This is a genomic window from Janthinobacterium longum, from assembly GCF_051380735.1.
In the GTDB taxonomy this organism is placed as follows: domain Bacteria; phylum Pseudomonadota; class Gammaproteobacteria; order Burkholderiales; family Burkholderiaceae_D; genus Janthinobacterium.
Genome location: NZ_JBNYXQ010000005.1, coordinates 16,446 through 43,316, shown reverse-complemented (window position 1 = coordinate 43,316; position 26,871 = coordinate 16,446). Strand labels below are relative to the sequence as shown.

The following is a 26,871-nucleotide window of genomic DNA, read 5'->3' as shown; positions in this document are numbered from 1 at the left end:
TAAAAATAAAGTTATTTGGTCATCGCGCGCCGCAGCAGGTAGCTGAGCGCGTCGACGGCGGCCACCATCAGCAACATGGCGATAATCACGGTGGCGGCCTGTTGCATCTGAAACAGCGACAGATGGTATTTCAGCATTTGTCCCAGGCCACCGGCGCCGACAACGCCAAGAATGGCGGCGGCGCGGATATTGTTTTCCCAGCGGTACAAAGTATACGACATCATCTGTGGACTGCATTGCGGCAACGTCGCGTACAGAAAAACAACGGCTGGGCGCGCGCCATTGATGCGCAGGGTGGCGGCCGGCAATGGTGTGCAGTTCTCGAACGCATCGGCAAACAGGCGGCCCAGCACGCCCACCGTATGCAGCGCCAGCGCCAGCGTGCCGGCGAACGGCCCCAGGCCGGCGGCGATCAGCAGGATCGAGGCCCATACCAGTTCGGGGATCGAGCGCAGGACGTTCAGGAAGCCACGCGTGATATTGCGCGCCAGCATGCCAAAGCGGCCGCTGGCGGGCAGGGCCAGCAAGGCGCCCAGAATGGCGGCGATGATCGTGCCGATGGCCGACATGGCCAGCGTTTCAAAGGTGGCGATGCCAACTTTTGACAGGAAAGCCGGGGCCAGCTCCGGTGGTGCGAAACCGTGCAGGAAGTCCAGAGTGCTGCGAATGGCCTCGGCGCTGAAGAATTCGCCCCATTTCAAAGGCAGGCTGGCAAAGCTGGCGATGACCAGCAGCATCAGGCCTGCCAGCAAGGCCCAGGTCGACCAGCGTACCGATTCGGCCACTGGCAGGATCGGCAGGGTATAGTTGCGCTTCATGACAGCCTCCGGCGCAGCATGGCCGATACGGCATCGGCGCCGGCAACGAGCAGCACGAAGACCATCAGCATGGTGGCCAGCTCGCTGCCGGCCATCATCTTCATCGACTCATCCATGCGCTGGCCCAGGCCACCGGCGCCGACAAAGCCCATCACCACCGAGCCGCGGATCGCGCATTCCCAGCGGTAAATCGTGTAGGACACCAGTTCGGCGGCCGATTCGGGCAGCGCGCCATACAGCAGCGCGGCCAGGCGCGGGCTGCCATTGTTCAGCAAGGCATTGCAGGCGGAGGCATCAGACGATTCGAGGATTTCCGCATAGACCTTGCCCAGCATGCCGCAATAGGTGAGGGCAATCGCGATTACGCCGGCTGTCGGACCCAGGCCGACGATGCGTACCAGTAAGAGTGCCCACACCAGTTCCGGCACGCTGCGCAGCAACACCAGCACGCTGCGTACGCCATGGCGCAGGGCAGCGGCCAGCGGCGACACCCGGCCGGAGCCGATGCGCGAAATCGATAACCGTTCCGTCACCATCAGGGTCAACGGGATCGCACCGAGCATGGCCAGCGCCATGCCGGCCGTGGCCATGGCGATGGTTTCCCAGCTGGAGACCAGCACCAGTTGCAGAAATTCGGCCGAGTGGGCCGGTGGCACAAAGCTGGACAGGAAGTTCCAGGTTGCTTCCAGGCTTTGCGCATCCCATAAAATCCAGGGCTTGAATTCGGCCTGCACCAGCATCGGCCACAGCACGATCAGCACCACGGCCGCCGTCACCAGGCGGGTGCGCCAGGCCGGGTCGCGCGGCATGGCGGGTTTTGCCGGCGTCAGCAATGGGGCCTCGCCGCCTCGAGGTTTTCCGCGACCGCATCGAATACTGGCGCGGGATCGGGCTTGTTTTGATACAGCGCGGCGACCATCGCGTCGGACACTTGCGTGGCGGGGGCGTCGAAAACCACTTGCCCATCGCGCAGGCCGATAATGCGCGGGAAACAAGCACGCGCGATGTCCACCTGGTGCAGGCTGCAGATCAGCGTCGCGTTGCGCGCCGTGGCTTCTTCCTGCAAGACGGCGATGGTCTGCACGGCCAGGGTCGGGTCGAGCGCCGACAACGGTTCATCGACCAGGAACACTTCCGCGTTCGATACCAGCGCGCGCGCCATACCGCAGCGCTGGCGTTCGCCGCCGGACAGGCGGTCGACACGTGCATACAGCTTGTCTTGCAGATTGAACCGGCCCAGCGCTTCCCAGGCGGCGCGCGGGGCTAGCGGCGCCACCAGCGAACGCAGGGCGGTCCACAAGCTCCATTGCGGCAGCCGCCCGGCCAGCACCGCGTTGACCACGCGCTGGCGCGGCGGCAGCGGGGGAGTCTGCGGTGCCAGGAACAGCCGAGCGCGCAAGGCATGGCGTGCGGAGCTCGACAGTTGCCATGGCGAGGCGCCCAGCACGGCCAGCTTGCCGGACGCGGGCTGCAAGGCGCAGGCGAGCGTATGGAGCAAGCTGGTCTTGCCGGCGCCCGAGGGGCCGATCAGGGCGATCTGCTCACCTTGCGCCACGTCCAGGCTGAGTTCGCGCAGCGCCAGCGCATTGCCGGCCGCGCCCGCGTGATGGACGCTGATGTTATGAAGTTGGAATGTCATGCAGATTGATGTAATGGAATGCAGCGGAGAGCTGGGGTCAGACCCGCCGGGGAAATACGTCCCAATGGGACGTATTTCGATCGCAAAGCGACTGACCCCGGATTTTTGCTGCGGGCCAAGAGTTATTTCAACAACTTCGCATCACGCGCAGCCGCTTCGATATCCTTGTAGTTCTCGGCCTTGGTTGGAATAAACTTGGTGGCGCGCTGCAGTTCCAGGATTTCCTTGCCTTCAGGCGTGGACGGGTCCAGCGCCAGGAAGGCGTCGGTCAGCTTCTGGCGCACGACCGGGTTCATGTCCGAGCGCACGCTCCAGTTGTAATCGTAGTAGCCGGGCGTGGTGTAGAACACGCGCACTTTGGCAGGGTCGACTTTTTTCGTTTCGACCAGCTTTTCCCACACCGAAATATTCAAGGTGCCCGCATCGACCTTGCCGCCGGCCACGGCCGCCACGGTGGCGTCATGCGCGCCGGAAAACGCGATGCGCTTCATGTCGGTGTCAGGATTGATCTTGGCGGCCAGCAGGTAGTAGCGCGGCATCAGGTGGCCCGAGGTCGACGACTCGGAACCAAACGTGAAATTCTTGCCTTTCAGGTCGGCCAGGGTGTTGATGTCCTTGCTGGTGGTAACGAACACCGAGCGGAACTTGGTGTCTTCCTCGCGCTGTACCAGCGGCACGATCTTGCCGCCGCTGCGCACGTTTGCCTGCACGAAGGTAAAGCCGCCGAACCAGACCATGTCCAGTTTATGGTTGATCAGGCCTTCGACGGACGCTGCATAATCGGTCACTGGCGTAAATTCCACCTTCATGCCCAGTTTTTTCTCCAGGTAGCTGCCCAGTGGCTTGAACTTGCGCTGCAATTCGGTCGGTGCTTCGTCGGGAATGGCCGACACGCGCAGCACTTGCTGTGCCTGGGCGATGCCGCTGTGGATGGCCAGGGTGGCGGCGACGGTGGCCAGGATGGCGGGGAATTTGGAGAACGTTGTCATGCGATTACCTTTTGTGTTGTTTATTAAAATACGGAAACGCCAGTACTGCCTGCCTGCATTTCGCCGATCACTGTGGCTTGCGCAAAACCTTCGGCGCGGAAAATCGCCAGCACCTGCTCGACTGCTTCGGGCGCGCATGATACCAGCAGCGGGCCGGCCGTTTGCGGGTCGGTCAGGATGGCCTGGTCCACCGCGCTCAGGGACGGATCCAGCTGCACTTGCGCGCCATAACCCTGCCAGTTGCGCCCTGAGGCCCCGGTGATATTGCCTTGCTCGGCCAGTTGGCGCACTTGCGCCATCAACGGCACGTCGGCGAGCGCGATGCGCGCCTTCAAGCCGGCCCCGCGCGCCAGTTCCAGCGTATGGCCCAGCAGGCCAAAGCCGGTCACGTCGGTCAGCGCATGCACGCCGTCGAGCAAGGCCAGTTTCTTGCCTGGTGTATTCAATTTGGTGGTGTTGTCTATCATGGCCGCGTAGCCGTCGGCATCGAGCGCCTGTTTTTTCAGGGCCGCCGACAAAATGCCCACGCCAATCGGTTTGCCCAGCACCAGCTTGTCGCCGGCGCGCGCGCTCGCGTTGCGCTTGACTTGTGACGGATGGACCAGGCCCAGCACGACCAGGCCGTAGATCGGCTCGACCGAATCGATGGTATGGCCGCCAGCGATCGGAATGCCGGCCTGGGCGCAGACGGTTTCGCCGCCTTTTAAAATCAGGCCGATTGTTTCCACCGGCAACTTGTTGATCGGCATGCCGACCAGGGCCAGCGCCATGATCGGCGTGCCGCCCATGGCGTAGACATCGGAAATGGCGTTGGTGGCGGCAATGCGGCCAAAGTCGAACGGATCGTCGACGATGGGCATAAAGAAATCGGTGGTGGCGATCAGCGCCTGTTCGTCGTTGAGCTGGTAGACGGCGGCGTCATCGGCCGTTTCGATGCCGACCAGCAGCGCTTTGGGAATCGGAAAACCGCCGCTGCCTTTCAGGATATCGGCCAGCACGCCCGGCGCGATCTTGCAGCCACAGCCGCCGCCATGGGCAAATTCAGTCAATCGTATCGGTTCTGCAATGCTGTCGGACATGGGAGTTCCTGCTGATGTGGGTGTTAGTTATTGACGATAGTACACAAGCTGAGCGCAGCTTGCTTGAAAGCAGCATCGGAGATATCGGGCAGCACCAGCGTCGATGATTGTTGGTAGCGGCGGAAGTTGCGCTTGATCGACTGCAGGTAGCCGGGATCATAGTGCTGGACCAGCAATTCCTCGACCAGCTCGCTCATGCGCCCCGCCAGCGCCAGTTGCTGCCAGTGAGCGATTTTTTCGCGGCCATGCAGCTGCGTCAGCAGGGCCAGCTGCACATTGAGTTTTTCAGGGTCGCCAACAAAGTGTTCATAGTCTTGCATCAGCAATTGCACGCGGTGGCTGGTCGACAGTTGCACGGCGGTACACTCGGCGGCGCGCATCTTGTCCATCAGCGCGTCGGGCACGCGCAGGCGGCCGACCTTTTTGCTTTCGGACTCGATAAACACGGGTTTGGCGGCGTCAAAATGGCGTAGCTGCTGCCACAGGCCACTTTCAAACGCTTTTTGCGATGGTTGCTCCGCTTCCGGCAAGCCGCCCAGCACCGAGCCGCGGTGGGCCGCCAGTTGTTCCAGGTCGATCACCTGCGCGCCATGGCTGTCCAGAACTTGCAGCAAGCGGCTCTTGCCGCTGCCAGTGGGGCCGCATAGCACATTGATGAACTCGAAAGCGGCTGGCAGGGTGGCCAGCTCGGCATTCACATGGCGGCGGTACTCCTTGTAGCCACCGTCGAGCTGGACCGCTGGCCAACCGATGCGCGCCAGGATATGCGCCATGGCGCCGCTGCGGTTGCCGCCGCGCCAGCAATACACGAGCGGTCTCCACCATTGCGGATGGCCAAGAAAGTGTGTTTCGATATGGTGGGCGATATTTTTCGCGATCAGCGCTGCCCCCAGCTTTTTCGCCTCGAACGCGCTGGTCTGCTTGTACAAGGTGCCGACCTTGATCCGTTGCTCGTCATCGAGCACCGGCAGGTTGATGGCACCGGGCAGATGATCCTCGGCAAATTCGGACGGGCTGCGCACGTCGATGATGGCGTCAAACTGGCTCAGCTGCGGCAGGATCTCGGCGAAGGGCAGGACTGCGGGGTATTTCATCGTGGCGGTGCCGGCAATTGGTAAAGCCGTATTATCCCCGATAACCGCCTGTGGCGTGTACGCTCAACCGAGCAGGTGCGCTATCGCTGGCGCCAGCAGCACCGTTACCACACCCGAGAAAATCATCGTCAGGCTGGCCACCGCGCCTTCTTCCGTACCCACCCTGCGCGCTACCGACAGGCCAAAGCCGTGCGCGGCCGCGCCATACGGAGCGCCACGGGCAATACGCATACGCAGCGGCAGCAGTTTCAGCAGCGGCTTGCCCAGCATCAGGCCGAACAGCCCTGTCATCACCACAAAGATGCCCGTCAGCTGGGCCGAGCCTTTCAACTGGCGTGACGCCTCCAGCGCAAATGGCGTGGAGACGGAGCGCGCCAGCAGGCTGCGCGCCATATCGCCATGCACGCCCAGCAAGCGGTCCAGCAACAAGGTGGCGGCGATGGACGCCACGATGCCGGCGCAACTGCCCAGCGACAGGGCCAGCCAGTGCTTGCGGATCAGCTGGCGTTCCTGGAAAATCGGCAGCGCAAACGCAACGGTGGCGGGACCCAGCAGCCAGGGCAGCCAGCGCGTTTCGCCAAAATAGGTACTGAAGGGCGTGGCCGTGGCTTGCACGATGATAATCAGGATGGCCGAGGTGCAGATCGCTGGTGTGAGCAAAAAGTGCGGGTGGCGCCGGTGCAGGGCCTGGTTGGCATAGAACAGCACCAGGGTCAGCAGCAGGAACAGCAGCGACAGGGCCAGCGTATTCATGTGGCCATCCTTGCCGCGCGCCGGCGCAGCAGTTTTTTAAGGCGCAGGCTGCGTTCATAACGGCATACCCATTCCACCGTGAACGCGGTCGCCAGCAGCACGCAGGCAAAGCCCAGGCCGATGTCGAGCAGCAGAATCAGACCCTTGGCCTTGATCAGGTCGGTAAATTGCACGATCGAAACCACCAGTGGAATAAAGAACAGCAGCATATTGGCCAGCAGCCAGTTGGCGCCCAGTTCGATCGCGGCAGGCTTGACCCGGCCACTGGCAAGCAGCGCCACCAGCACGAACAGGCCCACCACGCCGCCAGAAAATGGCAAATGCAAAGCGGCAGCAGCCCTGTCGGCTGCCCACCAGGCAGCAATCAATATGCCCACTTGCCATAGGGTCTGCGCCGGGCGGCGCCAGGCCGGTATGCTGGCTTGGGGCAGGGCAGAAGTGGAGAAGCTGGCGGGCATGGCGGGCTTTCAATGGCAGAAGATTGCATTGTAGGTTGGCCCGATTAAAAGATAAAATGACTTAAACTTATGAAGTTCATTCGATATTGGAATGCAAGATGGACATCCGTTCGCTGCGCTACTTCGTGGAAGTGGTGGAACAAAACAGCTTTACCCTCGCGGCCAGCAAGCTGCATGTGACGCAACCCACGGTCAGCAAGATGATCGCGCAGCTGGAGCAGTCACTGGACCTGGCCCTGCTCGACAGGGTAGGCAAGCGGTTCACGCTGACCGACGCGGGCAAGGTGGTGCTGTTGCGCGCGCATGAATTGCTGGCCCTGCATGCGCAGCTGAAGGTCGAGCTGCGCGACCTGCAACACCTCGAACGGGGCGAGCTGCGCGTGGGCGTGTCGCCGCAAACGCATACGGTGATCGCCCCCTGGCTGGCCGAGTATCACCAGCGCTATCCGGGCGTCGAGCTGAAAATGGTCGAATGCGGCACCCAGGCGGTCGAACGCGACTTGCGCAAGGGCAGCATCGAGCTGGGCACCATGCTCGACTATCCGGGCAATGCCGCCAGCTGGCAGGAATTCGAATCGCTGCCGCTGGTGCGCTCGCCCTTGTGCTTGCTGGCACCACCCGACTCACCCTGGCAAGGACGAAGTGCGGTGGCCCTGGCGGAGCTGGCGGACAGCCCGTTTGTATTCTATGGCGACGCGTTTGCCTTGAACGAGATCGTGCTCGATGCCTGCCAGCATGCCGGTTTCGTGCCGCGCATTACCAGCCGCAGCGGCCAATGGGACTTTATCGCCTCGCTGGTGCGATTGCGCGTGGGCGTATGTTTGCTGCCGAAGATGTTCTGCGACACCCTGGACCCCAGCCAGTTTGCCATCGTGCCGCTGGCGGACCCACCGGTGGAATGGAATCTGATGCTGGCCTGGCGCCGCGCCGGGCGCTTGTCGTTTGCTGCACGCGCCTGGCTGGACCTGGTGCGCGCGCATATCGATGATGCTGCCCCCGCAGTGCGATTACAATAGGCGACCGCAACCATTCCACCCGAACATGAACACCACCGTCACAAGCAAACTCAGGCGTATCACCACTTCCATGCTGCTGGGTTTGGCATGCACCGTCGGGATGGCGTATGCCCAGGCCGCCATCCCCGTGTATGGCTTTCTGGTCAAAAATACCTATCCGCACGATCCGCGCGCCTTCACCCAGGGCTTGCTGTTCAAGGACGGCCACTTGTATGAAAGCACAGGCCAGAACGGCCAGTCCTCGCTGCGCAAGGTCGACCTGAAGACGGGCAGGGTGTTGCAGCGCGAAATGCTGGACCAGAGTGTTTTCGGGGAAGGCATTACCGACGTGGGCGACGAGATCATGGCGCTGACCTGGACCACGCAGACCGGCTATGTGTTTGACCAGAAAACCTTCAAGCTCAAGCGCAAGTTCGCCTACAAGGGCGAAGGCTGGGGCCTGGCCAGCGACGCAAAATATGTCTACATGAGCGACGGCAGCGCCGCCATCCGCGTGCTGGACCCGAAAACTCTGGCGGAAGTGCGCCGCTTCGACGTCAAGGCAGAAGGCAAGCCCATAGAGCGGTTGAACGAACTGGAAATGGTCGACGGCCAGCTGTTTGCCAATGTCTGGGGCGCCGACGTAATCGCCCGCATCGATCCAAACAGCGGCAAGGTGGTGGGCTGGATCGACCTGACGGGCTTGCTGCCGCCAGCTCAGCGCGGCACCGAAAACCCGGACGCGGTGCTGAACGGCATCGCCTGGGACAAGCACGGCAAGCGCTTGTTTGTCACCGGCAAGCTGTGGCCCAAGCTGTTCGAGATCGAGCTGATCGAGATCCAGCGGCATTGATCAACTGGGCACCCGGTGCCTGTCGGGCGAACGAAAAAAAGGCCGATCGGATCGGCCTTTTTTGCAACTATATGGCCAAGAATCAGCGGTAGAACGCTTCGACCTTGCCTTTCAGCTTGATTTGCAGCGGGCGCCCGCGGCGGTCGAGCGACTTGGTCGAGGCAACCTTGATCCAGCGTTCGCTGATGCAATATTCTTCGACATCGAGGCGTTCCTTGTCGTTGAACTTGATGCCCACGTCGTTTTCAAACACGGCGGCGACGTGATAAGGGCTGCTGGGGTCGATCGACAGGCGATCGGGCAATGGGGGTAAGGTAGTAGTATCGTTCATGGATCGAATTATCGCCCAGAAAGCCGTTCCCGACAACCGGCGCAGTCATCATCACCCCGGCACTAGCGATGCGCGGCGGTCGGGTCCTGCAGTTGGAAGGCCTTGCCGTGCTGCCAGGCATCGGCGCCGGGATCGATGGCGGGCGCGGCAATATCGGCGCGCTGGCGGCGTTTTTCGGTGCTGTCGATCTTGAAGCGCCGGTCGCACGCGGTCGAGCGTTTGAAGTCGCTGGCGCCGAACTAGCTTACAAGGCCTGCACGGCCTCGACCAGCGAGCGCGGCGCGAACGGGTCATCCGGCAGCATAATATCGAGTTGTAGCAGTACCGGGCTGGCGATGCCGGATGGGCGCTGGAGGATCAGGCGTGGCACGCCCAGTTCCAGCCCGCTGTTGGGCAGCTTGAAGTTCTGCGTGCCGCCGCTTTGGCGCGCGCGCACATGGCTGGCTGCACCGACCAGCCTGGCAAAATGAAAATCCTGCATCACGTTGGCAAACAGGACGGCCGATGAATACGTATTACGGCCCACCAGCACATACGTCGTGCCCTGGAAGCGCAAGGGGTTATCTGGCTGCGGCTGCTGCCAGTTGCCGATTTCGCCATCGACGATGTCACCGAGCTTTTCGCTTGCGCTCTCGCGACCCTTGATGACTTTCTTGCGGTAGGTTGAGGCCCAGCGGTAAGGTTTGTCCGCCAGGTAGGGCAGCACGCCGTCTATCCACATGTCGTCATTGCCACCGCCATTCGCGCGTATGTCGATGATCAGCTTGCTGACGCCGTTTTCCCGCATGCGGCGAAAGGCACCCTCGGTAAACTCGGTGAATTGGCGTTTGTCGGGCCAGGCAAAGGTGTTGATAGTCAGCAGCGCGGCGCCGGCGGCCAGCTGTTCGAAATGGAATTGTTTTTTTGCACTGTTGCGTCCCTGTAGCCAGGCCGGCATGGTATCGGCGGCCGGTACGCGCAACTGCCGGCCGTCTGCCAGCAGCAGCGCGTATCGGGCCGAGCCGCCAAACATCTTCCAGTAAAAGAAGGGCCAGCGGGTCGACAGCAGGTCGGCGCGAAATGCTGGCGTGTCGCCGTGCAGGCGTTCGAGCATCTGCGCCACGATGCGGCTGGCCGGCACGCCGTTGATCTGCTCGACACGGGCGCCGGCCAGTGGCGAGGCGTCGCCACCCAGTGCGGCCCGGATACGCAGCGTGCCGGCGGCGTCGGCCACCATTTCGTAAGGAAAAAACGTGCCGCCCGCCTTCAGGTGGGCGGCGCTCTGGCCGTACGGGTCGGGCTGCGTGATGGCCAGGTGGGCGTCGGCATATACCGGGTTGAGCGTGGACAGCAAGCGCCAGGCCGCATCGCGCGTCATCGGTTTCTGCAGTTGCGCGTCGAGTTGTCGATACGCTTGCCGCAATTGCGCATCATCGGCGGAAAATCCCGGTTCTGGGTGAGTTGCGGCGATGCTCTCCTGAATAAAGCGCAAATCGGTGCGCAATTGATCGGGCGTGAGCAAGGGCTCGTCCTGGGCACGCAAGCCTGGACTGGTGAACAACAGCAGCAGGAAAACACCCAGGCGTTGCAAAACGGTCATGATCGATATCCGGTTGGAAAGAGATTCGATTCTAAGGGATGCTGGGTGCCGGCAGGCAGGGCATGCGACAGCCTGTGGTATGGAGGTGACAGACGGCAATAATCACGGCTGAAAACGCCAGGGGCCCGGCGTCGCCGCGTACGGCAATGCCAGGCCCCTGGAAGAATCAGAAAGATTACTTCTCGGCGAACGCGCGCTCGACAACAAAGTCGCCAGGCGTGGAGGTATTGCCTTCCTTGAAGCCGCGCTCTTCCAGCATTTCCTTCAAGTCGCGCAGCATGTCGGAGCTGCCGCAGATCATCACGCGGTCGACGGCCGGGTCCAGCCCAGGCACGCCCAGGTCTTCGAACAGCTTGCCGCTTTCGATCAGGGACGTGATGCGGCCCATGTTGCGGTACTCTTCGCGGGTGACTGTCGGGTAGTAGCGCAGCTTGTCGGTCACCATTTCGCCCAGGAACTCATCCTTCGGCAGGTGTTCGACCAGCAGGTCGTGGTAGGCCAGTTCGTCAACTTTGCGCACACCGTGCACGAGAATCAATTGGTCGAAGCGTTCGTAGATGTCCGGATCGCGCACGATGGACAGGAAGGGCGCCAGTCCGGTGCCGGTCGACAGCATGTACAGGCGCTTGCCCGGCAACAGGTAGTCGGACACCAGGGTGCCGGTCGGTTTGCGGCCGACGATGACGGTGTCGCCCACTTGCAGGTGCTGCAGGCGCGACGTCAGCGGGCCGCCCGGTACCTTGATGCTGAAGAACTCCAGGTGCTCTTCGTAATTGGCGCTGGCGATACTGTAGGCGCGCAGCAACGGCTTGCCATCGACGCGCAGGCCGATCATCGTGAAATGGCCGTTCGAGAAACGCAACGAAGGATCGCGCGTCGTCGTAAAGGAAAACAGGGTATCCGTCCAGTGGTGCACGCTTAAAACGCGCTCTTCATTCATCGAACTCATAGTATTTGTTTGCTGGTCAAAAAATGGTTAGGTGCTGGCAACTGCTGGCAAAAAGTGACATCCTGCGTGGGGCAAGCTCTATTGTAACGGCCTCCACGCGAAATTGTTACCGTCTATCGCCGCCAACGTCGCCGCACGCGGTGCCGACATTATAGTGCCGATGGCAAGATCCGGCTGCAAAAGCGGGAAAATCGGGCAATGGGCAGGGCGAAAATCTTGATCTGGGGCAGTTTTGGCGTTTATCCTTGCCGGCCGTGTTCGGCTGCATGCAGCGCCAGATAGTTCTTGAGACCATCGTCTGCAATGCCCAGCGACGCCAGCACGGCGGCTGTAAATGTCACCGGCGCGGTGCCGGGCGCCGTGATCACGCGCCCGTCCGCCACCGCATGCGGCACGTCCTGGTACAGCGCCGCGCCGGCATAGGTGTCGATGGAGGCCAGATTGTCGGCCGAATTCGAGGTATGGCGGACATGGTCCAGCAGGCCCGCCTGCGCCAGCACGCGCGTGCCATCGCAGATGCCGGCCAGCACCACCTGGCGCCGCTGCGCCTCGCGCAGCAGGGCTTTGATATCAGGCGCGCCGGCGCCTTGCCAGGCAGGGCCGCCGCACAGCAGCAGCACGTCAAGGCCATCGAGATCAATATCGTCGATTGCCAGCTGCGGCGTGACCAGCATGCCGCCCGACGACAGCACGGGTTTTCCTTGCGGGGTGGCAAAGCGTGTGTCGAAGCCGTAATACAGGCGGGCGCTGGCATTGAACAGACCGGTTTCCCAGTCGGCAAATTGTTCGGTAAGAATGGTAATGGCGCGCGGCATACGAATCTCCTGTGACGTCAGATTGATATGATAAGCCGCGCGCCTGTCAGTTCCTGTCAGCAGCGATCAGCTTTCAAACGCGTCGACCACCTTGCGCTTGCCCAGCATGAAAGCGTCGGCCACATGGCGCAGCGGCGACAGGTCGACGTCGGACTTGCCGTTCTGTACCAGGCCGGCGAAATGGCGGTACAGCGAAGGGTATTCGCCTTCGTCGCCCAGTTCCTGCGCCACGTCGTCCAGCCACAGTTTGGCGCCGCCATCGGCCATGCGCAGCACACCGGCTTCGGTGGTGATGATGATGTCCCAGCTTTGCTTGCCGGTCTGGCGCCAGTCGAATTCGGCGTGCACGTCCAGGCCGTTGGCGTCGGTAAAGCGCAGGTCGGCGGCAATCGGTGCGTCACGGTTGGCCGGGAACTCCAGCACGCCCGATTTGAGGAACATTGCGTTCGGCAAAATTTCAGTGACGATCGACAGGGCGTTAATGCCCGGATCGAACACGCCCAGGCCGCCCGCTTCCCAGATCCATTCCTGGCCCGGATGCCAGTGGCGCACGTCTTCTTTCCAGATTACCTGCACCTGGTGTGGCGCATGCTTGGCCAGAAAGGCCTTGATCACCTGTACCGCCGGCGCATGGCGCGAGTGCCAGCTGGCAAACAGCGTCACGCCCTTGGACTGGGCCAGCTTGTCCAGGTCTTCCACTTCCGACAGGGTGGCGCCGGGCGGCTTTTCCATAAACACATGCTTGCCTGCCAACAGCGCGGCGCGCGCCGCCTGGTAGCGGTGCTGCGGCGGCATGCACAGGGCCACGGCTTCGATGTCTGGCTGCTGCGCCAGCATCTCGTCGATGGATGTGAAGCCTGGCAAGCCCGGAATGGTGGCGTTGCGGCTGGCCGAGGCCAGCAGTTGAAAGTCGCCATTGGCGGCGATGGCGGGCAAATGCTGGTCGGTGGCAATCTTGCCGACGCCGACTATGCCCAGTTTGATAGCTGACATTATTTCTCTTTCTTCTAGGTCACACAGGAGCCGCAATCTTACCAGCGCTGATGCACGAATGGGGCGATGCGGTGCTGGTAAATGGCGCGCAGCGCATCCATGGTGTCGGTGCTCAAGGCGGGCAAGTTGCTGGCCGCGCTATTGGCTGCTGCCTGTTGCCCATTGCGTGCGCCCGGAATCACCGTGCTGACGCTTTCTTCCATCAGGATCCAGCGCAAGGCGAACTGCGCCATTGTCGCGTTGCCCGGCACCAGGCGGCGGATTTCTTCGACCACCTCCAGTGCCACGTCATATGGCACGCCGGAAAAGGTTTCACCCTTGTCGAACGCTTCGCCATTGCGGTTGAAGGCGCGGTGGTCGTCGGCGGCAAAGGCCGTGTTGGCGTTCATCTTGCCGGTCAATACACCGGACGCGAGCGGCACGCGCACGATCACTCCGATCTCGCGCTTTTTCGCCTCCGCGAAAAACAGCTGGTTCGGGCGCTGGCGGAAAATATTGTAGATGATCTGGATCGACGCCACGTTCGGGTATTCGATTGCCTTCAATGCCTCCTCGACCTTTTCTACCGACACGCCGTAGTGGCGTATCTTGCCGGCGGTAACCATGCGGTCCATGGCGTCGAACACTTCGGGACGGTAATACACATCGGGCGGCGGGCAGTGCAGCTGCACCAGGTCCAGGCAACCGGTGTCCAGGTTGAGCAGCGAGCGTTCCACAAAAGCTACCAGGTTCTGTTCGTTGTAGCCGTCGGCCACGTGCGGCGACAGCCGGCGCCCGGCCTTGGTGGCAACATACGGTTTCTCGCCGCCACGTTCCTTTAGCACTTCGGCAATAAAACGCTCGGAGCGGCCGTCGCCATAGACGTCGGCCGTGTCGATAAAGTTGGTGCCGGCGTCGAGCGCCGCATGCAGGGCCGCCTTGGCGTCCTCGCTGCTGACGTCGCCCCAAGCGCCGCCGATGGCCCAGGCGCCAAAGCCGATTTCGGAAATGCTGTGGCCGGTGCGGCCGAATACGCGTTGTTTCATTTTTTATCCTTCTGTTATGGCATCAATTGGCCGCCATTGACTTCGATGATTTGCCCGGTGATATAGCCCGACAGCGCTTCCGACGCGAGGAACAAAAACGCTCCCACGCATTCCTGCGGCAAGCCGGCGCGGCCCATGGGAATGGTGGCGCTTTGCGCGGCCATCATGTGTTCGGGCGTGTCGCGCACGTGGAACGGTGTCAGTATCAAGCCGGGCGCCACTGCGTTGACGCGGATCTTGTCGGCCACGAATTCCTTGGCCTGGCCGCGCGTCAGGTTGCTGACAAAGCTCTTGGCTGCCGCATACAGCACGGCGCCACCGCCACCGCCATTCCTGGCAGCAATCGAGCTGGTATTGATGATAAAGCCGCCGCCGGCCGCTTTCAGGTGCGGGTGGGCGGCAATGCTGGCCTGCCATACCGATTTTGCGTTCAGGTTCAGCACGTCGTCGAAATGCGCCTCGGACGCCTGCGTGGTGGGAATGCGGCCCAGCATGCTGCCGGCGTTGTTGATCAGTCCGTCCAGGCCGCCGAGCAGGCGCGCCGCTTCGTCGACCACGCGCGCCACCGCGCCAGGCTCTGCCAGGTCGCCCTGCAGCACGGTAATCTGCCCGGGATACTGCACGCGCAGCGCTTCGGCAGCGTCTGCGCTGGCGTTGTAATGCAGCACCAGGCGCGCGCCTTGTGCCGCAAAACCCAGCGCCACGGCCGCGCCGATGCCGGTCGAACCACCCGTGATCAGGATGCGCTTGCCGGCCAGGTCGCCCAGGGTCATGTTTGCTGATGGATTCATTGCTGCTCCGCTGGCTGTTTCTGTGGGCACCATCGTACTGTGGATAAGCGACGCCATGATAAGATTTGAAGTGAATCTGATTCATTGAAATGCTGACGTATTTTCATCCTTACCTTTTCACTTATGTCCGTCTTTGACCGTATTGAACTGGCCGACCTGCGGGTCTTTCTCGCCATTATGCGCACGCGCAGCTTCAAGGCGGCCGCCATCCAGCTGGGTTTGAGCCCGTCGGCGGCCAGCCACGCCATGCGCCGCCTGGAAGAACGGCTGGGGGCCAAATTGCTGAACCGGTCCAGCCGCGCAGTGGCGCCAACCGACACCGGTCTGGCACTGGCGGCGCGCCTGGAGGAAGGTTTCGATACCATAGGCCAGGCCCTGGCCGAGATCGACGCGCCCGGCGCTGGCCGCTTCGGCGAACTGCGCATCAATGTGTTTGCCGACGCGGCCCATTTGATGATCGCACCGGCGCTGCCCGAATTTGCCCGCCTGTGCCCACATGTGAAACTGACCGTGGTGGTGGAAGACCGGCCCATCGATATCGTTGCAGGCGGTTATGACGCCGGCATCCGCTATGGCGACTATGTGCCCGAAGACATGATCGCCGTGCCGCTGTCGGGCCCGCAGCGCTGGGTGGTGGCCGGTTCGCCAGACTACCTGGCGCGCCATGGCGTGCCGCAGCGGCTGGAAGATCTGGCGCAGCACAGCTGTTTGCAATTGCTGCTGGGCGACAATTCCAGCTACCGCTGGGAACTGAGCAGTGGCGTGAACGGGCAGAAGCCAGCCAAGCGCGGCATCCGCGTGCCGGGCCTGATCACCATCAACGACACCGCCACCACTATCACTGCCGCCAAGGCCGGCGTCGGCCTTGCCTATTTACTGGAAAGCCGCATCGCTGCCGAGCTGGCAGAAGGCAGCTTGCGCATGGTGCTGGACCAACATGCGGCGAGGGGTGAGCCGTTTCATCTGTATTACAGCAGCCGGCGCCATAACCATCCGGCGCTAAGGACCTTGGTAGACATTATCCGCAGGCAGCAGTCACTGGGCGAATTGCGCTAAGATTCCGCATTGAACGCCATTAGCGGAGCGCCATGAAAAACCTCAGTCCAGTCCAGCCATTTCAATCGAGCGTGACCGTCAGCAGTCACGGCGTGCTGACCACTCTGACGGTGGAGACCTCGCTGGCCGCCAAGGAAAGCATCGCCTCGGACGAGAAAAGCCTGCTGACCAGCTATGTGTACCGCGACGACGGCACCTATCAGCTGGTCTATACGGTGGTGGACAGGGAAGGCCAGGCCGAACATTTTGCCGAGGACGACGGCATCCTGCCGACCCTGTTCCTGAACCCGCAGCAGCAGGCCTGGGTGTCCATCGTGCCTTACCACCCTGACAAGGAACTGGAGATCAGCATTCCCGTGTTCCAGCGCGAGCAGGTCGAGCTGCCCAAAGGCAACCGCCCGTTCGCGGGCGACTTTATTGGCAGCACGGAAACAGCATCGATTTTTCACGTTGCCGACTGGTCCGATACCAAGCCCGACAAGATGTTGGTAATGCAGTTTGCAAATGGCTTGCTGAAAAAGAAGAGCAATCTCAAGCTGCCATTGCCGGGCAATAACAAGCTCGTGGTCAATCGCACTACCATCGAACTGCTGGCCCATGTGGGTGGCGACTGGCTGCACCGGCAAATCGATGAGCAGGGCAATGAGCTGCAGCGCAGGACCATCGCGGCCAAGGGCATCTACGCCCAGCAGATACTGGCGCTGTCGTTTGACGCCGATTCCTTTCTTCTGGCCCAGCAGGAAGGCCAGCTGGTGATCGTGAAAATCGATGTGGCTGGTAGCAGTGCAGTGCGCAAGCTGATCGCTTTCGAGGATGACTTGTTCAATACCTGGCGGCCGGAACCGATCGCCGACGATATGTTTGTGACCCGTTTTAACTGCGAATTCGGCAACGGCTGGCTGACCACCCGCAAGGACCAGCTGATCGAGCTGTACTACAGCAAGGACGTCAACGGCTATCGCAACCTGGTGAACGGCGAGGTATTCCAACTGCCGCATGACAAGCTGGTCATTTCCAGCGTCAACCGCACGGCGCAAGGTGCTTATGCGGTGGTGCTGTATCCGATGCCGGACGACGACAAGAGCAGCATTAGGCAATTGCTGATACTGAACCGCAACCTTGCCGCTGGCTGAAAGCTGTTGTCGTCGCTATAATGTCCGCATGTCTTTATATCCGTCGATAAAACGCAAAACGCTGCAGATCTGGCTGGCCATCCTGGCCGTGCTGTTTGCTGCCGTTGCGCCGTCGATTTCGCATGCGCTGGCCGCGCCCGCCGCTGCCATTCCTTCGTCCTTGCTGATGCAGATCTGTACCGTCGATGGCGTAATGGATGTCAGCGTGGACGTGAAAAAATCGGCCATGGATCCGGTTGTCCATGCTTTCGAGCATTGCCCGTATTGCAGCACCCATGCCGGGTCGTTTGCCTTGCTGCCCGGCCTGTCACTGAGCTTTGCCGTCAGCGGCGGCCATGATGTCTATCCTCCCTTGTACTACCACGCGCCGGCGCCGCTGTTCCTGTGGTCGTCCGGCAATCCCCGCGCACCGCCCGTTCTGTCCTGATTCCACTACGCTGGCGACCTTGCGGTCGCCTTGGTTATCAGTTTATTAAGACGGGTTTTTTATGTTATCCAATCAATTCCATGTTCCGACCGGGGCAGGCGTCGCCACGCCGCTGCACCTGTTTTCCGCCTTGCTGTGCTGCGCGCCGGCGTTGGCACCGGCGTTCGCACAATCCTTGCCTGAAGCAAATACCGATATTGACGCCACGCCGACCTTGCAGATCGGCAGTGTCGAAGTCACGGCACGGCGCAGCGGTCCGCTGTCCGCACGCGACATGCTCACTTCAGTCGATATCGTCGCGCCAGGGCAGATTCAACAGCAGCAAGTGAGCCATGCCTGGCAACTGTTTTCCCGCGCACCCGGCGTGATGCTGACGCAATTTCGGCAAGGCAATGAGTCGGGCAAGCTGTCGTTTCGCGGCTTTAACGGCGAAGGCGAGGTCAATGCCGTCAAACTGCTGATTGACGGCATGCCGGCCAACGACAACGCCGGCGGCATGCCTTTTCTCGACATGCTGTTTCCGCTGGAGATCAGCAATATCGAGGTGGTGCGCGGCACCAACGATCCGCGCTATGGCTTGCATAATATCGCCGGCAATGCCACCGTCAATACGCGTACTGGGGGCAATTATGATGAAGCCAGGCTGAGTTATGGCAGCTTCAACACGCGCCAGGTCCAGTTCGTCAAGGGCGTGGAAGAAGGCAAATGGACGCAAAACTACTCCGCCGGCTATCTGCGCTCGGCAGGCTACCGCCAGAATGCGGGCTTCCAGAAAGTATCGGTGGCCGGCAAATGGGGCTATACCACCGAAGACGGCCGTACCCGCATTGTGGCCAGCGCGCGCCACACGCAAAGCGACGGCGACGAGGCCGGCTACCTGGAAGAGGCTGACGCGCACAGCGCGCCGACCTCGTCCTACGCCTATGCGCGCAGCACCGGTGGCCAGCGCGAAATGAGCCAGTTGGGCCTGGCTGTGGACACCACTTTGCCGGCGGAACTGTCGCTGTCCGCCAAAGCGTATGTCAATGCCGTGCGCGACCAGCGCTGGCTGCGCTATTCGCTGCGCACCAGCCAGCAGGAACGCATCATCCATGAAAACCACTATGGCGTGCTGGCCAGCCTCAGCTATCGCCCGCAATGGCTGCGCACCATGTCGCTGGAAGCAGGTGTCAATGCCGAGCACCAGAATGACCGCAGTCCGCGCTACAACACGGTGGACAAGGTGCGCACGGCCACCACGCGCGACCAGCGCTTCGATTTCGACACCTATGGCGCCTATCTGCAGGCCGTACTGACGCCTGTGGACGGGCTGAAGCTGATGCCGGGCTATCGCATCGACAAGGTGGAGGGCAGCTTTTCTGACCCGTCGAAAAACGTGCATTTCCCGATCCAGGACTATGGACTGATCCGGCAGCCCAAGTTCAGCGCTGCCTACAGCCCGTGGCGCACGGCCACCGTGTATGGCAACTGGGGCCGCACTTTCCAGGTCGGCGCGGGCGCGGCGGCCTACCGCAGCAATGCGAACCAGCTGCGCCCATCGATCAACGAGGGCTGGGAAACGGGAGTGAAATGGACGCCGGCAGCATGGCTCGACGGCCGGCTGGCCGCCTGGCGCCAGGACGCCAGCGATGAAGTCAAGCGCAAGCTCAATGACCCGTCCGGTGATTCTGAAAATGTCGGCAAGACGCGCCGCGAAGGTATCGACCTGCAGATCAATGCACACGGCGGCAACCATGCGGCCTGGCTTGCCTATGCACGCCAGCGCTCGCGCATCGTCGAACCGGACCCGGCTGCACCTGCCACCTTGGGCAAGCAGATCGACCATGTGCCGAATCAGGTGTTTTCCGCCGGCTACGACTGGAGCATGAGTTCCGCCGTGAAATTGTCGGCCTGGGCCAACGGCCAGGGCAGTTACTTTCTCACTACCGCCAATACAGGCCGCAAGTACGGCGCCTATGTGCTGCTCAACCTGGGTGCCAGCTATCGGGTGTCGCCGTCGCTGTCGTTCGACTTGCAGCTGAACAACCTGGCCGACCGCTATGTTGAATACGTATGGATCAACGACGTCACCCGCCATGCGCCTGGCGAAGGCCGCGCGCTCACCGCCACGGCCAGCCTGCGTTTCTGAGCCACCTGAAGACGAGAAAATAATGAAAGCCAATAAATACACAATGGCCAGTTGCGCCTTGGCGCTGCTTTTCTTCACCGGCGCGGCTGCGGCCGATACCCCCACCTTGCCCTCGGTCACCGTCGTGGCCGACAAGACATCCATGCTGGAGAGCAAGGCCGGCACCGGTTCCGGCCTGGACCTGACCCTGATGCAAACCCCGGCCAGCGTCGAGATCATTTCGCGCGATCAGCTGGACGCGCGCGGCGACAGCAACTTGGTCGACGCTATCACGCGCGCCGCCGGTATCAGTTCCATGGCCCATCCGGGCAACGGCGGCAGCTCGCTGTCGGCACGCGGCTTTACCGACACTACCTCGGTCATGCGCCTGTATGACGGCGTGCGCCAGTACGGCGGCGTGGGCCTGACTTTTCCTTTCGATACCTGGTCGGTCGAGCGCATCGAGGTGCTGCGCGGGCCGGCGTCGGTGATTCATGGCGACGGCGCGATCGGTGGCGTGGTCAATGTGATACCGAAAAAACCGACGCGCGGCCCCATCCGGAATGAAGTACAGGCAACGCTCGGTACCGCCAACACCCAGCGCCTGGGACTCGGTAGCGGCGGCGCCATCGATGAACACTGGTCGTACCGGCTCGATGCCAGTGGCAATCGATCAAGCGGCTGGGTCGACATGGGACAGTCGCGTGAACTGACGTTTTCGGGTGCGCTGGAATGGGACGCAACACGCGACCTGCGCTTCACCTTGCGCCACGCCCAGGGCTTGCAGCACCCGATGCGCTACTTTGGCACGCCCACCGTCAACGGGCGCCAGTTGCCGGCCTTGCGCGACAAAAACTACAATGTCAGCGACAGCATCATCCGCTACGACGACGGCTGGAGCGAACTGGGCATGGAATGGACTGCGTCCGCCAGCACGACCGTGCGCGCCAAGCTCTACCATATCGACAGCCAGCGCCATTACCGCAATGCCGAAACCTATGCCTACAACCCGGGCACCGGCCTGGTCGACCGCTCGGGCGATACCGAGATTTTGCACGACCAGCGGCAAACGGGCGCCACCGCCACCGTCAGCCACACGGGTACCTTGCTGGGCCTGGGCAACCAGGCGTCGTTCGGCGTTGACCTCAGCAGCAGCCGCTTCCAGCACGCCAACAATACCTACGCGGGCAGCCCCGATCCGGCCTCGGTCGACCCGTTCAACCCCGTTGCCGGCCAGTTTTTCAGCGAGCAGCCAACCTTGCCGCGCTACCGCAACACCGCCCGGCAATACGCGCTGTTTGCAGAAAACCGCATCGAGCTGACGCCGGCCTGGGCCGTGATCGCCGGCCTGCGCCACGACCACGCCGATGTGCGCCGGCGCAACCTGGTCAAAGGCCAGGAGGAGTTCGATCAGCCGTACGGCAATACGGGCTGGCGTCTCGGCACGGTGTATGACCTGACGAGCGACCTGGCCCTGTACGCACAGTTTGCGCGCGCGGCCGATCCGGTCGGCGGCCTGCTGATGTTATCTTCCGCCAACAGCAAGTTTGATTTATCGACCGGCAAGCAGCTGGAAGTGGGACTGAAACAGTCTTTCTGGGGCCAGCGCGGCGACTGGACCCTGGCCGCCTACGAGATCCGCAAGAACAATCTGCTGGCGCGCGATCCCTTGAATCCGCAACTGCGGGTGCAGGTGGGCCAGCGCTCCTCGCGCGGCGTCGAGGCCACGCTGGGCGTGGCGGTGGTGCAGGGCTGGCGGCTGGACGCCAACGCCAGCGTGCTGCGCGCCCGCTATGATGACTTTATCGAGGCAGAAGCTGGCGAGGCTGTCTCGCGCGTCGGCAAAGTGCCGCCCGATGTGGCGCAGCAACTGGCGAATGCGTCGCTGAGCTGGAATTTCATGCCGGGCTGGAGCGCCAGCGGCGGCGCCCGCTACGTGGGCCGCCGCTATGCCGACAACGCCAACCGGGTTGCCATGCCGTCCTACACCACGGCAGACCTGGCGCTGCGCTGGCAGGCAAGGCCGGACACCACCGTCTCGTTGCGCGCCGCCAATGTGTTTGACAAACAGACTTTCACGACCGCCTATTACACCACCAACCAGTGGTTCAACGGGCCGGTGCGCAGCGTGGAAGCGACCGTGCATTATCGCTACTGATGACGACCTTCACACTTAAACGGCTGCTGTATCAACTGCACCGCTGGACCGGTATCGCCGCTTGCGTGCTGATGCTGCTGTGGTTTATCAGCGGCATGGTGATGCTGTTTGTCGGCTATCCGAAGCTGACGCCGTGGGAGCGGCTGGGGGCATTGCCGCAACTGCAGCTGGCCGGCTGCTGCCAGCCTCTGGCCCAGGTCGATGTTCCGCCCGATGCGCGCGAGATCGTGCTGACCACGGTGGCGGGCGCACCCGTCTGGAAGGTGCGCGATGTCGGCGGGCGCTTGCGGCTGTTCGATGCGGTCCATGACCAGCGCCTGCCATCGGCCAGCCGCGATACCGCGCTGGCCTCGGCGCGCGCCTTTCTGCCCGGCGCCGCAAGCCAATACCTGGACCTGGTACAGGAGGACCGCTGGACCCACTCGCGCTCGCTGGATGTGCACCGGCCCTTGCACCAGGTACAGATGGATGACGGTGCGCAAACCTTGCTGTACCTGTCGTCGGCCACCGGGGAAGTGGTGCTGGACGCGCCGCGCGAGCAGCGGTTGTGGAATTTCATCGGTGCCTGGCTGCACTGGGTCTATCCCTTGCGTTACCATTCCACCGATCCCGTGTGGAGCTGGATCGTGATTATCGCCTCGGCCCTGGCCACCTTCACCGCCTTGACGGGTACCGTGGCCGGCATCTGGCGCTGGCGTTTCAAGGGGCGCTACAAGTCGGGCGCACGCACGCCGTACCGGGAATCGTGGATGCGCTGGCACCATGTGACAGGGCTGCTGTTTGCCGGCTTTGTCTGCGCCTGGATCTTCAGCGGGCTGATGTCGATGAATCCGCTGCGCATCTTCGATCCCCATGGCCAGCGGCCTGATCTTGCGGCCTGGCAGGGCGGCACGCCGGCAACAGTCCGGCTGGGCATCACTCCGCCGCAAGCCTTGAACCTGCTTGAGCAGCAAGGTTTTCATGCGGTTGAACTGGAATGGCGGGTGCTGGACAAACAGCCCTATCTGCTGGCCCGTGACGGGGCGGCGCGCACGCGGCTGCTGATGCGGCAGCAGGGCCAGCTGGTGGTGCGCGAGCAATGGCCGCAGCAGCAATTGTTGCAGGCGGCGGACAAGCTGATGCCGGGCATGGTGGCAGGCGCCCTGTGGCTGACGGCTTACGACGCCTATTATTACGGCCGCGAACCGGAAGCGATGATGGGTGCCAGCGAGCGGCGCTTGCCAGTGCTGCGCGTGCGCTTCAATGACCCGCAGGCAAACTGGGTCTATCTCGATCCTTATGCCGGGACGGTGGCGCTGGGCGTGGACCGCCGCCAGCGGGTCAGCCGCTGGCTGTTCAGTTTCCTGCACAGCTGGGACCTGCCGCCGCTGCTGCGCGCGGGGCCGTGGCGCGAAGGAGCGCTGATACTGCTCAGTGTGGGCGGGGCAGTGCTGAGCGGCACCGGCATCGTGATCGGCTGGCGGCGGCTGCGCTTATGGTGGCGGGCCAGGCAAAGCAGGCGGGAGCCGGTATAATTGAACGCGATTAATTCTCCCCTTCCATCTACGCCGAGATTCCATGACCGCCGCACCAGCCGCTACCACTTCGATATTTCTACAGGGCGCAGGCGAAGTCGGCGACATTATCCTGGCCAAGGACTGGACCACTTCCACGGTAGGGCCGATTGCCGGCTGGACGCCCATCATGCGCAACCTGGTGGCCATGATCGTGCGCTCGCCGATACCCATGGTCACCATGTGGGGCGAACAGGGCACGCTGATCTATAACGAGGCTTACGCCACGTTTGCCGGCTCGCGCCACCCGGAAATTATGGGCATGACGGCCACCGACGCGTTTCCCGACCTGGCCGACTTCAACCGCAGCGTCATTGCTCAGGTGCTCGGCGGCGCGCCGCTGAGTTTTCGCGACCAGGAACTGACGTGGATGCGCGACGGCCGTTTCCAGCGCTACTGGCTCAATCTTGATTATTCGCCCATCTACGATGATCACGACCTGGCCGTCGGCATTATCTGCGTGGTGGTCGACACCACCGACAAGGTCAATGCCGAGAGGCATTTGAAACACGAACATGCGCGCATGGCGCAGATGTTCGATCAGGCACCCGGTTTCATGGCGTTGCTGCAAGGCCCGCAGCACAGGTTCACCCAGGCCAATCGCGCCTATGCGGAACTGGTGGGCCATCGGGAACTGATCGGGTTGACGATGGCCGAGGCGTTGCCCGAAGCGGATGAGCAGGGCTTTGTCGGCCTGCTCGACGCGCTGTATGCCAGTGGCGAACCTTTTACCGGCATGGCCATGCCGTTCAGCGTGGCCGCCACCGCCAGCATGGCCGCCCGCGAAACCTATATCGATTTCGTCTACCAGCCCGTGAGAGACGAGGACGGCGTCATTTCCGGCATCTTCGTGCAGGGTTCGGACGTGACCCAGCGCGTGCTGGCCGAAAAAGCCTGGCGCCAGGGTGAATCGCGCTTCCGCGTGTGGGCGCAAGCCATGCCCAACCATATCTGGTCGGCCGATGCTGCCGGCAACCTGGACTGGTTCAGCGACCAGATTTTCGCCTACAGCGGCGCCAGCCCTGGTGAGCTGAACGCTGACAACTGGCCCGGCCTGGTCCATGCCGACGATATTGTCGGCGCCGTCACGCTGTGGCGCGCGGCGGTCGACAGTGGCCAGACCTTTGAAACCGAATACCGCGTGCGGCGCCACGACGGCCAGTATCGCTGGCACTTGATACGTGCGCTGCCGATCCGCGATGAAGACGGCATGGTCATCAGCTGGATAGGCACCAATACCGATATCGAAGAGCAGAAACGCACTACCCTCAAGCTCGAACACCTGAACGCCACCCTGGCCGAACAGGTCAGCATGCGCACGGCCGAGCGTGACCGCATGTGGCGCTTGTCAAATGAAATCATGCTGGTGAGCGACTTCAACGCCACCCTGGTGTCGGTCAACCCGGCGTTCGTGGCGGTGCTGGGCTGGCCCAAGGCTGAGGTGCTGGGCAGCAGTTTCATGGAACTGGTGCACCCCGATGACCGTGCCAGCACCCTGGAGCAGGTCAGCCTGCTGGCCAGCGGAGAGCGCACCATCCAGTTCGAGAACCGCTACCGGCGCAAGGAGGGTGGCTACAGCCTGCTGTCCTGGAGCGCCGTACCCGACGCGCAGTATATTCACGCTGTGGCGCGCGACGTCACTGCCGAACGTGCCGCCGCGCTGGCCATGAAACAGACCGAAAAAGCACTGGAACAGTCACAGAAGATGGACGCCATCGGCAAGCTGACGGGCGGCGTGGCGCATGATTTCAACAACCTGCTGCAAGTCATTTCCGGCAATTTGCAGATGCTGGCGACTGTACCGTTCGCCCATCCGCGCGCGGCACAATGGGTGGAAAACGCCATCGGCGGCGTGAACCGGGGTGCCAGGCTGGCCAGCTCCCTGCTGGCCTTTGGCCGCCGCCAGGCGCTCGAACCGCGCGTGCTGAAGATCGGCAAGCTGATGACCGGCATGGAAGACATGCTGCGCCATGCGCTGGGCGAGCCGATCGATATCGAAACTATCGTCTCGGGCGGCCTGTGGAACACCCTGGTCGACCCGACGCAGGTAGAGACGGCTTTGCTGAACCTGGCCATCAATGCGCGCGACGCGATGGACGGCCCGGGCCGGCTGACGATCGAAGTGGGCAACGCCTACCTGGACGAGCCGTATTGCCGCAGCCACGCGGAAGTGTCGCCGGGCCAGTATGTGACGCTGGCGGTCACCGATACCGGCTGCGGCATGACGCCCGATGTGCTGGCGCACGCCTTCGACCCCTTCTTTTCCACCAAGCCGGAAGGCAAGGGCACCGGCCTGGGGCTGTCGATGGTGTACGGTTTCGTCAAGCAATCGGGCGGCCATATCAAGATCTACAGCGAAGTGGGGCAGGGCACCACGGTCAAGATCTACCTGCCGCGCTCGATGGACGAAGAGGCGCGCCAGGAAACCATGGTGATCGACGAGGCGGCCGGCGGCGAGGAAACCATCCTGGTGGCCGAAGACGACGAGCAGGTGCGCACCATCGTGGTGGAAATGCTGGGCGGCCTTGGTTATCGCGTACTGAAAGCCAACGATGCATCTGCCGCCTTGTCGATCCTGGAAAGCGGCATCGCGGTCGACCTGCTGTTTACCGACGTGGTGATGCCTGGCCCGCTGCGTAGCGCCGAGCTGGCGCGCAGGGCGGTTGAACTGCTGCCCAACCTGGCCGTGCTGTTCACCTCGGGCTACACGGAAAACTCGATCGTCCATGGCGGCCGGCTCGATCCCGGCGTGGAATTGCTGGGAAAACCATATTCGCGCGACAGCCTGGCGCGCAAGATCCGCCAGGTGCTGGGCAACCGCAAGCCGGTCGCGCCGCCAGACCCCACGCCTGCGGCGACAGCCATCCCGGCGACACGCAAGATACTGCTGGTCGAGGACGAAGATGCGGTACGCGCCATCACCTTCGACATGCTGCAACTGCTGGGCCACGAGGTGCAGGCGGCAGTCGACGGCCATGAAGCGCTGGCCGCGCTGGAAGCAGCGCCGTTCGATATTTTGATCACCGACCTGGGCCTGCCTGGCCTGTCCGGCGCGGCCGTGGCCGAGGCGGCGCGCCGGTTGCAGCCATCGATTCATATCGTCATTGCCAGTGGGCAGGCAAAAATTGACGGCACGCACGCCAATGCGGCGCTGCTCAAACCCTATGATCTGGCGGCCTTGCAGGCGGTGCTGGCGTAGGCAGAGGCACAGGGTGGGCATAAATGCCTTGCTGCTTGTACCATGTCACATTCTTCAAGCATCAAGGAACACTGCAA

24 protein-coding genes are annotated in these 26,871 nt (G+C 62.4%); 9 read left to right on the top strand and 15 right to left on the bottom strand.

Annotated features, from left to right (window positions below; genetic code table 11):
- Window positions 1-11: 11 nt before the first annotated feature.
- The 8 genes from phnE to ACQ4WM_RS14580 all read right to left on the bottom strand — a co-directional run bounded on the left by phnE (window position 12) and on the right by ACQ4WM_RS14580 (window position 6,830).
- The gene (gene phnE / locus ACQ4WM_RS14615) at window positions 12-818 is read right to left on the bottom strand and encodes a phosphonate ABC transporter, permease protein PhnE (RefSeq protein WP_436547403.1); all 807 of its coding nucleotides are present in this window, start codon (window positions 816-818) and stop codon (window positions 12-14) included.
- On the bottom strand, window positions 815-1,627 hold the full coding sequence (locus ACQ4WM_RS14610) for a PhnE/PtxC family ABC transporter permease (protein WP_436547402.1): 813 nt from the start codon (window positions 1,625-1,627) through the stop codon (window positions 815-817). The genes phnE and ACQ4WM_RS14610 overlap by 4 nt, the downstream gene beginning before the upstream one ends.
- A gap of 17 nt (window positions 1,628-1,644) precedes the next feature.
- Window positions 1,645-2,457, bottom strand: a complete 813-nt coding sequence (locus ACQ4WM_RS14605; RefSeq protein WP_436547401.1) for a phosphonate ABC transporter ATP-binding protein — start codon at window positions 2,455-2,457, stop codon at window positions 1,645-1,647.
- Between the two features lie 122 nt (window positions 2,458-2,579).
- Entirely contained in the window at window positions 2,580-3,446 is an 867-nt protein-coding gene (locus ACQ4WM_RS14600) for a putative selenate ABC transporter substrate-binding protein (protein ID WP_436547400.1), read from the bottom strand.
- A gap of 23 nt (window positions 3,447-3,469) precedes the next feature.
- Window positions 3,470-4,525: a selenide, water dikinase SelD gene (gene selD / locus ACQ4WM_RS14595; protein WP_436547399.1), complete on the bottom strand. Its 1,056-nt coding sequence runs from the start codon at window positions 4,523-4,525 to the stop codon at window positions 3,470-3,472.
- Between the two features lie 23 nt (window positions 4,526-4,548).
- A complete protein-coding gene (gene mnmH, locus ACQ4WM_RS14590) occupies window positions 4,549-5,619 on the bottom strand; it encodes a tRNA 2-selenouridine(34) synthase MnmH (protein WP_436547398.1) in 1,071 nt (356 codons plus the stop codon).
- Between the two features lie 63 nt (window positions 5,620-5,682).
- Complete coding sequence (locus tag ACQ4WM_RS14585; RefSeq protein WP_436547397.1) at window positions 5,683-6,372, bottom strand: LrgB family protein; 690 nt, start codon at window positions 6,370-6,372, stop codon at window positions 5,683-5,685.
- Window positions 6,369-6,830 carry a CidA/LrgA family protein gene (locus ACQ4WM_RS14580; protein ID WP_436547396.1) on the bottom strand — a complete coding sequence of 154 codons (462 nt, stop codon included), beginning with the start codon at window positions 6,828-6,830 and terminating at the stop codon, window positions 6,369-6,371. Before ACQ4WM_RS14580 ends, ACQ4WM_RS14585 begins: the two co-directional genes overlap by 4 nt.
- 98 nt (window positions 6,831-6,928) lie before the next feature.
- Here ACQ4WM_RS14580 and ACQ4WM_RS14575 point away from each other — a divergent pair, with 98 nt between their 5' ends.
- Entirely contained in the window at window positions 6,929-7,846 is a 918-nt protein-coding gene (locus ACQ4WM_RS14575; protein WP_436547395.1) for a LysR family transcriptional regulator, read from the top strand.
- Window positions 7,847-7,916: 70 nt separating this feature from the next.
- A complete protein-coding gene (locus ACQ4WM_RS14570) occupies window positions 7,917-8,678 on the top strand; it encodes a glutaminyl-peptide cyclotransferase (protein ID WP_436547394.1) in 762 nt (253 codons plus the stop codon).
- 82 nt (window positions 8,679-8,760) lie between these two features.
- Here ACQ4WM_RS14570 and ACQ4WM_RS14565 read toward each other — a convergent pair whose 3' ends face one another.
- The 7 genes from ACQ4WM_RS14565 to ACQ4WM_RS14535 all read right to left on the bottom strand — a co-directional run bounded on the left by ACQ4WM_RS14565 (window position 8,761) and on the right by ACQ4WM_RS14535 (window position 15,161).
- Complete coding sequence (locus ACQ4WM_RS14565; RefSeq protein WP_065308447.1) at window positions 8,761-9,009, bottom strand: DUF3297 family protein; 249 nt, start codon at window positions 9,007-9,009, stop codon at window positions 8,761-8,763.
- Window positions 9,010-9,253: 244 nt separating this feature from the next.
- Complete coding sequence (locus ACQ4WM_RS14560) at window positions 9,254-10,588, bottom strand: S41 family peptidase (RefSeq protein WP_436547393.1); 1,335 nt, start codon at window positions 10,586-10,588, stop codon at window positions 9,254-9,256.
- 175 nt (window positions 10,589-10,763) lie between these two features.
- Window positions 10,764-11,537 (bottom strand): ferredoxin--NADP reductase, encoded by a 774-nt coding sequence (locus ACQ4WM_RS14555; protein ID WP_436547392.1) that lies wholly within the window; start codon window positions 11,535-11,537, stop codon window positions 10,764-10,766.
- A gap of 239 nt (window positions 11,538-11,776) precedes the next feature.
- Window positions 11,777-12,352, bottom strand: coding sequence for a DJ-1/PfpI family protein (locus tag ACQ4WM_RS14550; protein ID WP_436547391.1), 576 nt, complete (start codon window positions 12,350-12,352; stop codon window positions 11,777-11,779).
- A gap of 66 nt (window positions 12,353-12,418) precedes the next feature.
- Entirely contained in the window at window positions 12,419-13,345 is a 927-nt protein-coding gene (locus tag ACQ4WM_RS14545) for a Gfo/Idh/MocA family protein (protein ID WP_436547390.1), read from the bottom strand.
- Window positions 13,346-13,383: 38 nt separating this feature from the next.
- The gene (locus ACQ4WM_RS14540) at window positions 13,384-14,370 is read right to left on the bottom strand and encodes an aldo/keto reductase (protein ID WP_436547389.1); all 987 of its coding nucleotides are present in this window, start codon (window positions 14,368-14,370) and stop codon (window positions 13,384-13,386) included.
- Between the two features lie 14 nt (window positions 14,371-14,384).
- Entirely contained in the window at window positions 14,385-15,161 is a 777-nt protein-coding gene (locus ACQ4WM_RS14535) for an SDR family NAD(P)-dependent oxidoreductase (RefSeq protein WP_436547388.1), read from the bottom strand.
- A gap of 123 nt (window positions 15,162-15,284) precedes the next feature.
- Here ACQ4WM_RS14535 and ACQ4WM_RS14530 point away from each other — a divergent pair, with 123 nt between their 5' ends.
- From ACQ4WM_RS14530 to ACQ4WM_RS14500, 7 genes are all read left to right on the top strand, one after another.
- Window positions 15,285-16,217, top strand: a complete 933-nt coding sequence (locus ACQ4WM_RS14530; protein ID WP_436547387.1) for a LysR family transcriptional regulator — start codon at window positions 15,285-15,287, stop codon at window positions 16,215-16,217.
- Between the two features lie 32 nt (window positions 16,218-16,249).
- Window positions 16,250-17,350 (top strand): hypothetical protein, encoded by a 1,101-nt coding sequence (locus ACQ4WM_RS14525; RefSeq protein WP_436547386.1) that lies wholly within the window; start codon window positions 16,250-16,252, stop codon window positions 17,348-17,350.
- Between the two features lie 28 nt (window positions 17,351-17,378).
- Window positions 17,379-17,777 (top strand): DUF2946 domain-containing protein, encoded by a 399-nt coding sequence (locus ACQ4WM_RS14520; RefSeq protein ID WP_436547385.1) that lies wholly within the window; start codon window positions 17,379-17,381, stop codon window positions 17,775-17,777.
- A gap of 61 nt (window positions 17,778-17,838) precedes the next feature.
- Window positions 17,839-19,905, top strand: a complete 2,067-nt coding sequence (locus ACQ4WM_RS14515) for a TonB-dependent receptor (protein WP_436547384.1) — start codon at window positions 17,839-17,841, stop codon at window positions 19,903-19,905.
- Between the two features lie 22 nt (window positions 19,906-19,927).
- Window positions 19,928-22,042 (top strand): TonB-dependent receptor, encoded by a 2,115-nt coding sequence (locus tag ACQ4WM_RS14510; protein WP_436547383.1) that lies wholly within the window; start codon window positions 19,928-19,930, stop codon window positions 22,040-22,042.
- The gene (locus ACQ4WM_RS14505; RefSeq protein ID WP_436547382.1) at window positions 22,042-23,556 is read left to right on the top strand and encodes a PepSY domain-containing protein; all 1,515 of its coding nucleotides are present in this window, start codon (window positions 22,042-22,044) and stop codon (window positions 23,554-23,556) included. The genes ACQ4WM_RS14510 and ACQ4WM_RS14505 overlap by 1 nt, the downstream gene beginning before the upstream one ends.
- A gap of 43 nt (window positions 23,557-23,599) precedes the next feature.
- Window positions 23,600-26,794, top strand: a complete 3,195-nt coding sequence (locus ACQ4WM_RS14500) for a hybrid sensor histidine kinase/response regulator (RefSeq protein WP_436547381.1) — start codon at window positions 23,600-23,602, stop codon at window positions 26,792-26,794.
- The last annotated feature ends 77 nt before the right edge of the window (window positions 26,795-26,871 follow it).

Excerpts from the sequence above, each read along its gene's own strand:
- phnE (WP_436547403.1), bottom strand. The coding sequence starts at position 818 with ATGAAGCGCAACTATACCCTGCCGATCCTGCCAGTGGCCGAATCGGTA.
- ACQ4WM_RS14610 (WP_436547402.1), bottom strand. The coding sequence starts at position 1,627 with ATGCCGCGCGACCCGGCCTGGCGCACCCGCCTGGTGACGGCGGCCGTG.
- ACQ4WM_RS14605 (WP_436547401.1), bottom strand. The coding sequence starts at position 2,457 with ATGACATTCCAACTTCATAACATCAGCGTCCATCACGCGGGCGCGGCC.
- ACQ4WM_RS14600 (WP_436547400.1), bottom strand. The coding sequence starts at position 3,446 with ATGACAACGTTCTCCAAATTCCCCGCCATCCTGGCCACCGTCGCCGCC.
- selD (WP_436547399.1), bottom strand. The coding sequence starts at position 4,525 with ATGTCCGACAGCATTGCAGAACCGATACGATTGACTGAATTTGCCCAT.
- mnmH (WP_436547398.1), bottom strand. The coding sequence starts at position 5,619 with ATGAAATACCCCGCAGTCCTGCCCTTCGCCGAGATCCTGCCGCAGCTG.
- ACQ4WM_RS14585 (WP_436547397.1), bottom strand. The coding sequence starts at position 6,372 with ATGAATACGCTGGCCCTGTCGCTGCTGTTCCTGCTGCTGACCCTGGTG.
- ACQ4WM_RS14580 (WP_436547396.1), bottom strand. The coding sequence starts at position 6,830 with ATGCCCGCCAGCTTCTCCACTTCTGCCCTGCCCCAAGCCAGCATACCG.
- ACQ4WM_RS14575 (WP_436547395.1), top strand. The coding sequence starts at position 6,929 with ATGGACATCCGTTCGCTGCGCTACTTCGTGGAAGTGGTGGAACAAAAC.
- ACQ4WM_RS14570 (WP_436547394.1), top strand. The coding sequence starts at position 7,917 with ATGCTGCTGGGTTTGGCATGCACCGTCGGGATGGCGTATGCCCAGGCC.
- ACQ4WM_RS14565 (WP_065308447.1), bottom strand. The coding sequence starts at position 9,009 with ATGAACGATACTACTACCTTACCCCCATTGCCCGATCGCCTGTCGATC.
- ACQ4WM_RS14560 (WP_436547393.1), bottom strand. The coding sequence starts at position 10,588 with ATGACCGTTTTGCAACGCCTGGGTGTTTTCCTGCTGCTGTTGTTCACC.
- ACQ4WM_RS14555 (WP_436547392.1), bottom strand. The coding sequence starts at position 11,537 with ATGAGTTCGATGAATGAAGAGCGCGTTTTAAGCGTGCACCACTGGACG.
- ACQ4WM_RS14550 (WP_436547391.1), bottom strand. The coding sequence starts at position 12,352 with ATGCCGCGCGCCATTACCATTCTTACCGAACAATTTGCCGACTGGGAA.
- ACQ4WM_RS14545 (WP_436547390.1), bottom strand. The coding sequence starts at position 13,345 with ATGTCAGCTATCAAACTGGGCATAGTCGGCGTCGGCAAGATTGCCACC.
- ACQ4WM_RS14540 (WP_436547389.1), bottom strand. The coding sequence starts at position 14,370 with ATGAAACAACGCGTATTCGGCCGCACCGGCCACAGCATTTCCGAAATC.
- ACQ4WM_RS14535 (WP_436547388.1), bottom strand. The coding sequence starts at position 15,161 with ATGAATCCATCAGCAAACATGACCCTGGGCGACCTGGCCGGCAAGCGC.
- ACQ4WM_RS14530 (WP_436547387.1), top strand. The coding sequence starts at position 15,285 with ATGTCCGTCTTTGACCGTATTGAACTGGCCGACCTGCGGGTCTTTCTC.
- ACQ4WM_RS14525 (WP_436547386.1), top strand. The coding sequence starts at position 16,250 with ATGAAAAACCTCAGTCCAGTCCAGCCATTTCAATCGAGCGTGACCGTC.
- ACQ4WM_RS14520 (WP_436547385.1), top strand. The coding sequence starts at position 17,379 with ATGTCTTTATATCCGTCGATAAAACGCAAAACGCTGCAGATCTGGCTG.
- ACQ4WM_RS14515 (WP_436547384.1), top strand. The coding sequence starts at position 17,839 with ATGTTATCCAATCAATTCCATGTTCCGACCGGGGCAGGCGTCGCCACG.
- ACQ4WM_RS14510 (WP_436547383.1), top strand. The coding sequence starts at position 19,928 with ATGAAAGCCAATAAATACACAATGGCCAGTTGCGCCTTGGCGCTGCTT.
- ACQ4WM_RS14505 (WP_436547382.1), top strand. The coding sequence starts at position 22,042 with ATGACGACCTTCACACTTAAACGGCTGCTGTATCAACTGCACCGCTGG.
- ACQ4WM_RS14500 (WP_436547381.1), top strand. The coding sequence starts at position 23,600 with ATGACCGCCGCACCAGCCGCTACCACTTCGATATTTCTACAGGGCGCA.